The sequence below is a fragment of the Martelella sp. genome (genome assembly GCF_984369615.1).
Genome location: NZ_CFHTCS010000271.1, coordinates 1 through 6,099, shown reverse-complemented (window position 1 = coordinate 6,099; position 6,099 = coordinate 1). Strand labels below are relative to the sequence as shown.

The window sequence follows — 6,099 nt, the reverse complement described above, 5'->3', positions numbered from 1 at the left end:
CGCCGCTTCAGGTCGAGCATCAGATAGGCGACCCGCTGTCCGGGGCCGTGATAGGTGTATTCGCCGCCGCGTCCGGTCTCGAAGACGGGAAAGCGGTCGGGCGTCAGGAGATCCTGCCGAACCGCGCTTGTGCCGGCGGTGTAAAGCGGCGGGTGCTCGACCAGCCAGACAAGCTCGTCCGCTTCGCCGCGGGCGATCAGATCGACCTCCCGTTCCATGGTGGCAAGTGCTTCGGGATAGGGGACAAGCCCCTCCGAAACCCGCCATCTTACCGGCGGCGCGCCGGGCCCGGCATGCATCAGAAAATCGATTTCGCGTCGTTCCATGGCTTCGTCCTTCGGCGTTCTCCTTGCAGATTTCACGGTCGGCGGCAAGGCGAAAGGGCGGGCGCAAAAAGTCGGTCCGGGAGCGCCTGAAAGTTTCTCCCGCCGAAATGAAAAAAAACCGTCACAGACGCTTGTGCGCCGAGAAGGCTTTTGCTACATGCAGCGGCGCCGGCACAAACCGGCCCTACCACGATGCGGTCGTGGCGGAATTGGTAGACGCGCAGCGTTGAGGTCGCTGTGGGGCAACCCGTGGAAGTTCGAGTCTTCTCGACCGCACCATTTTGAGATTTTATCTCTTATTTTTCAGGCATTTGATCCAAATTATGTACCACGCCGAACGAGGCGTGGGGCACATTTGCTCGCAATTGTCCGATCGGTTGCATCCCTGAAGCCAAGAAATGCTGCTGTCGTGTGGTGCCTGTTCTCAGGTCCAGCGACGTCATCCATAGCGCCACCGCTTGCCCCGTTGATAGAATTCGAGACAGGGGCAGTCCTCTCCGCGGACCCATTGCGGCAGCAACGCTTCCTCCGTTAATGTCCGTCGATCTTTCCCGTTCTGAACCGCAAAGAGGAGTTGCGCATGGGCCGGAATCGCATCACGGAATCAATTTCATGGCGTTCGGACAATCCTCACCTGTCGGGCAATTTCGCGCCTATCGGTGCGGAGATCGATGCAACAGGTCTTGAGGTTCTTGAAGGGGCCATCCCCGTGGATCTGGCGGGCAGCTATATCCGCAACGGGCCTAATCCGCGCTTTGAGCCGACGTCCTACAACTACCCGCTTGAAGGCGATGGCATGCTGCATGCGATCACCTTTGAGAACGGACAGGTGCGGTATCGCAACAGATATGTGCGCACCCGCAGTTTCGAGATCGAGGACCTGGCTGGACATGCCGTTTTCGGTGGCCTGATGACCCCGTCTCCCGTTGATCCCGCATTGCTTGGACCAGATGATGACCCGGAGAATCCATTCAAGGCTTCGGCCTTTGTCGGCGTGATGCAGCATGGCGACCACCTCCTGGCGATGGGCGAGGGAGAGCCTGCCTGGGAGATCGGCCCGGAGCTTGAGACACTCGGTCCCTTTACGGCAGGAACCGAGAGGCCGATCATGATGGGCGCACACAACCGCGTTCATCCCGTGACCGGCGATCTCTTCGCGCTGAATTACGATGTAATGTCGCCAACAGTCACCATTCACCACATCGGTCGCGACGGGCGACTTCGCCGCAGCTTTGATATCAGGCTTGCGGCCGCCAGCATGATCCATGACTTCGTCCTTACTGAGCGCTATCTGGTTCTTCTAATCGGCCCGGCCGTCTTCGACATGCAAAAGATGATGGAAGGCGAGTCGTTCATCCAGTGGCGCCCTGAACTCGGGCTGCGAATCGCGGTAATGCCGTTGGATGGAGGCGAACTGCGCTGGTTCGAAGCCGACGCGTTTTTCGTGTTTCATTTTGCAAACGGCTTCGAACGCGGAAACGAGATCGTCGTTGACTACGTGAAGCATCAGAAGCTCTATTTCGGTTACGGTGAACGCAACACAGAGCCGCCGCGACTGCACCGTCTCGTGCTCAACACGTCGACCGGAAAGATCCGCGAGCAAAGCTGGTTTGACAAGGTGGTGGAGTTTCCGCGCATCGATGAGCGGCGGTCTTCGGTGTCGAGCCGATATATCTTTGCGCCGACGCTCACCGAGACGCTGACCGGCGGCAATGGCGCATCAGCCACATTCAACTGCCTGCTACGGGTTGATACCGAAACCGGCGACATTTCCGCCCACGACTTCGGCAACCGGATTGCCGGAGAAGCTGTCTTCATTCCGAGAGGGCAAGGCGAAACTGCTGGCTGGCTCGCCACCTATCTCTATGATCCGGAAAAGGGGGCAAGTGAGTTCGTTTTGCTCGATGCGGACAGGATCTCAGAGGCGCCGATGCTGCGTCTGGGGCTCCCACAACGCGTGCCGCAAGGTTTGCACGGCACCTGGGTGCCAGCCTGAATTGAACTATGGCATCTGCCGATTGTTTCTATTCTAGTGACGGCTTTCCGTCGAAATGAAGATATTTGGCCGCGTGGCTATCATGCAGGTGAAAGGTATTATTTCCAGGCGTGTGACACATCGATGCGGTCCATGGCGCCGAGCGCAAGTTTCCAGCGCTCGACGCGCCGCGTGTAGACTTCGCTTGTTCTGGCTTCGGAATGACCAAGGATTGCCATGATCTCGTATTGGCTGCAGCCGAGTTCAGCGAGCAGTTCCGCCAAGCCCTTTCTGACGCCATGAGCGGAGAGGTGCCCAAGGTTTGCATCACCGCACCAGCGCTTGAACATCGAGGACAAGCTGTCGCCGCTTGCAAATGGTCTGTTTCCACGACCGACGACATATGTTTTACCCTTGTGCTCCGCAGCTCGGATCGCTTCCTTCAGCGGAGGAAGCAGAGGAATTGTGACTTCTGTTGACCCTTTCTTCCGAGGCATCCAGCGAAGCGCTTCGACACCGTCTATCATGCATTCATGGCTATAGCCCAAGATCGTCAGGTCTTCGATGCGGCAACCAGTCCAGAGCAAGACTGACATGGCGACATGGGCTTTTGTGCCCTGTGGATGATGGGCCAGAAAGGTACGTACATCCTCCGCCTTCCAGGGGGTAGCTCCGTTCCCCTTTTTGTAAATCTTGTCGATCCCTCTTGCCGGGTTCTGAGCGATGTAGCGGCGTTTGATTGCCCAGTCATACATGACGGCGACCGCTTCGATAAAGGCGTCGGCCTGGGCCGGCGAAGCGCTCATTGCGTCTTGGAATGTTATCAGCTTCTCGGTCGGGATGAGCATCACCCTGTCAGGGTTTTTCAGCAGTCTGTAAAGAAGGTTCTTCTTCTTTTTCAGTGTTTTAGCGCTGGTTGTTCCAGCGCTCACCCGTTTTTCAAGGTACTCGAAGTAGCTGTTGATGAGCCACCCGATTGACCTTGGCTTAGCATAGTCTGACGCCTTGCGGAGTGGCTCTGGTTTGTCACCGCGGCGAGCAGCCAGATATTGCCTCTGGAAATCTTCGTCGCCCGGGCCGCAATGGATACGAATCTTCTGCTTCGGTCTTCCTTCAGGTCTTACGCGCCAGCGAAAATTGCCGGAAGGAAGGGCCTCGCGGATCAAGCCTGGATATTCGACTTTCAACTTCTTCGCTACCATTGTTCGAGGTCTTCATCATCAGGTGAGGGTGCATCGTGCGCAACGCCTGCAAAATGGATCTCATACTCCCCACCCAGTACATTCAAGCGTTCCACGGTAAATCCGGCCGCTCTCGCGGCGAGAAGGGCCTTGCGCAGGCCACTCTCAGTCGCGCGGAGTCGACGTGTGGGTTTGGTGGTCTCTACGTTTTCCGTCATCGTCATTTTCGCTGTCTCCACGTTTCGAATTCACGCGCCATTCGTCGCCATCGCGACGCGGCGTCGGGATCTGAATTGAGGGCAACACGGCCGTCTATCGCGAGGGCGGATCTCACGCGCGTGGCAGCCGTCTGTTCTGTGGCAGGGCTCGGCAGATCGTGTCTTTCAATCAAAAACTGTCTAAAGGCAGGGTCGGCGCATTTCATGGCGCACTCGGCGGCATAGTCCCTTGCGGGCTTGCCGCCTTTTGTTTCCAGTTCTTGCCGCAGCTTTTCAATCTCGCGGCGCCGTTGCGCATCACGACGGGCAGCTGCATCCAGCATGCCGATCAGGTCAGCCGGGATGTCGATATGCTGGCGGATTAGTTCGCGGTTGTCTGCCGGGCAGGATGTTGGAATCGAGCAGATGATTTCCGGCTCTTCCGGACCGGATATCTCCAGATGCATGGCTTCATTGTCGACCATTACGTCAGCGAGCGGCGCGGCGCTGGTAATCAACGCACGATAGCTTTCCAAGCGCTCCCGTGCGGACGCTTGCTTGCTCATGGACAGCCTTGGGTGGGAGCTGCGCGAAAGAAGGTGGATATGGGAGTTCATGCTTCGTCGCCATTCTGAGCGTCGATAGCCGAAAGTATCCGAGACACCATTCCGTGCTTACCAAGGGTGTCATCGAACCGGCGCCAGCGAAGGTCGTCCGGATCGAATAGTGCGTCAAATGTTCGTTCTGAGGGGTCGAGGTCAGCGGGCAGAAAACCGCCATTTGGAAGGGGCGGTATCTCGCTAAAGCGGGTCTCGGATGTTTTTGCAGGATCAATTCCGGTTGGTGAGATCAGGCCGCCGGGCTTAAGCTTCGCGTATTCGAAGAACTCGGGTTCTTCGATCTCGTCGACGACATCCCAGATCTGATCGAGACTGCCCCAGACGATGCCATGTAGTTTCTTGGTTTCTGATGCCCTGATCAGGTAGACGCTCATCGCAGCCTCCATTTGCTATGCTGGCAGTCGTGTTCAGTTGCCAAGGATGGAGAGAGCCAATACGGCAGTAGTGCTCATGCCGCTGCAGAACCCAATCACGAAGCCAAGCCAAGATGCAGTTCGAACGCAGGCTGACTGTAGGGCGTTGATCTTTTCATGAGCCAGACTTTGCTTAGCCCCGGCTGTCCGAGGTTTCGCGGATGATTGTCGGTAGCTGATGGTATAGTCCTTAAGAGAGCAAGCCACTAAACCATAGATGCTAGGCACGCGCATTGTTGATCCTTCCTAAGCTCTGTTACTTTCTTTGGGCCTAAGAAGCGTTTCTACGCGGAGCTCAAAGAGGGAACGAAGGCGAAGGGTATAGCGGACATAAATACGCGTCAACATCAAAAGAGGATAATAATACGCTAAATTAGATGACAAACGTTAAGGGTAGCGTTAACCTACCCGACGTTCTGATCAGGTCTGGTATTGAACAAATAAGAGTTAGCTGGGGAACTTGAAAAGGTTCAAGCGAACGCGTCCGATAATCGTTAGCGGCCCACGTGGAAATATCGTTTGGTGTTCACGATTTGTAGATTCCGGCTCTAGCCGATCCGGGTCGCTACGGTATCGTTTGTAGATTGCCTCTCCGTGATCAGTACGAACGACATAAAAACCACCGTCCACGGCGTCTTGCTCGTTCCTATTAACGAATATTATCGAGCCAGGGGGAGAATAGAGATTCATCGAATCTTCCTCCACGTTCAGTGCGATCCAATTTCCATCGGGGAGACCGGAGACGTGAATTTTCTCTTGACTCGATGCATTTTCTACACGGCGGCTAGGCTCGGATAGTTGTCCTGCGTTTAAAAAGGAAACCAACGGGACAGAACGACAGTTGGCGTCTTCTTCGTCAGCCATTGGGCCGCCGTTGAGCAACCACTCAGTGCTGACGTCATATGCTTGAGCGAGTCCGCTCAACATCTTCGCTGAAGGATTTCTCTCAGGGTGACGAAATAGCGTCCGCAAGGCATCGCGGCTCATTCCAGCCTCAATACTTGCTCGTTGAGGCGTCACCTTTCGGAGGGCCAATAGCTTCTTAATGCGATCCTGAACGGTTTCTGCCATGTGCGGAATGTTATCCGCTATCTGGTCAATTTGTATAGGCGGATATAAATCCGTTGACATGGCGTATATATATCCGCTTAATGGCCCCATGATGACGTTTCGAATGCAGCTTGTTTTGGTTGGTAGGTCCCTTGGGGTAGCCCTTATTGGACGAACGAGAGTTTCGACGAGGGTAGTTAATCGTGGAAGCGTCCATGATCATCATCACTGATGGGGCAAGCTTGACAACGGTGACTTGTGAGCGTGCCGTGCGCTGGCTCTTGATCGACTGGCTTTTTGGCGCCGTCAGGCGTGAGGGTGATCACCGTAGTGTCTG

At 55.8% G+C, this 6,099-nt stretch carries 7 protein-coding genes and 1 tRNA gene; 2 read left to right on the top strand and 6 right to left on the bottom strand.

The window, feature by feature from the left end:
* A partial coding sequence (locus AC5DC2_RS17895) for a lipoyl protein ligase domain-containing protein (RefSeq protein ID WP_491699454.1) occupies positions 1–326 on the bottom strand: 326 nt, incomplete at its 3' end.
* Positions 327–520: 194 nt separating this feature from the next.
* On the opposite strand from AC5DC2_RS17895, the gene AC5DC2_RS17890 reads away from it, so the two are divergent.
* Positions 521–605 (top strand) — tRNA-Leu (locus AC5DC2_RS17890).
* A gap of 301 nt (positions 606–906) precedes the next feature.
* The gene (locus tag AC5DC2_RS17885) at positions 907–2,322 is read left to right on the top strand and encodes a carotenoid oxygenase family protein (protein WP_491699453.1); all 1,416 of its coding nucleotides are present in this window, start codon (positions 907–909) and stop codon (positions 2,320–2,322) included.
* 98 nt (positions 2,323–2,420) lie between these two features.
* On the opposite strand, the gene AC5DC2_RS17880 is transcribed toward AC5DC2_RS17885, so the two are convergent.
* The 5 genes from AC5DC2_RS17880 to AC5DC2_RS17860 form a co-directional block, all read right to left on the bottom strand.
* A complete protein-coding gene (locus tag AC5DC2_RS17880) occupies positions 2,421–3,503 on the bottom strand; it encodes a tyrosine-type recombinase/integrase (RefSeq protein WP_491699452.1) in 1,083 nt (360 codons plus the stop codon).
* Positions 3,497–3,706 (bottom strand): hypothetical protein, encoded by a 210-nt coding sequence (locus tag AC5DC2_RS17875; RefSeq protein WP_491699451.1) that lies wholly within the window; start codon positions 3,704–3,706, stop codon positions 3,497–3,499. Before AC5DC2_RS17875 ends, AC5DC2_RS17880 begins: the two co-directional genes overlap by 7 nt.
* A complete protein-coding gene (locus AC5DC2_RS17870; RefSeq protein WP_491699450.1) occupies positions 3,703–4,296 on the bottom strand; it encodes a hypothetical protein in 594 nt (197 codons plus the stop codon). Before AC5DC2_RS17870 ends, AC5DC2_RS17875 begins: the two co-directional genes overlap by 4 nt.
* Positions 4,293–4,673 carry a hypothetical protein gene (locus AC5DC2_RS17865; RefSeq protein ID WP_152534639.1) on the bottom strand — a complete coding sequence of 127 codons (381 nt, stop codon included), beginning with the start codon at positions 4,671–4,673 and terminating at the stop codon, positions 4,293–4,295. The genes AC5DC2_RS17870 and AC5DC2_RS17865 overlap by 4 nt, the downstream gene beginning before the upstream one ends.
* 486 nt (positions 4,674–5,159) lie before the next feature.
* Positions 5,160–5,843, bottom strand: coding sequence for a S24 family peptidase (locus AC5DC2_RS17860; protein ID WP_491699449.1), 684 nt, complete (start codon positions 5,841–5,843; stop codon positions 5,160–5,162).
* Positions 5,844–6,099: the final 256 nt, after the last annotated feature.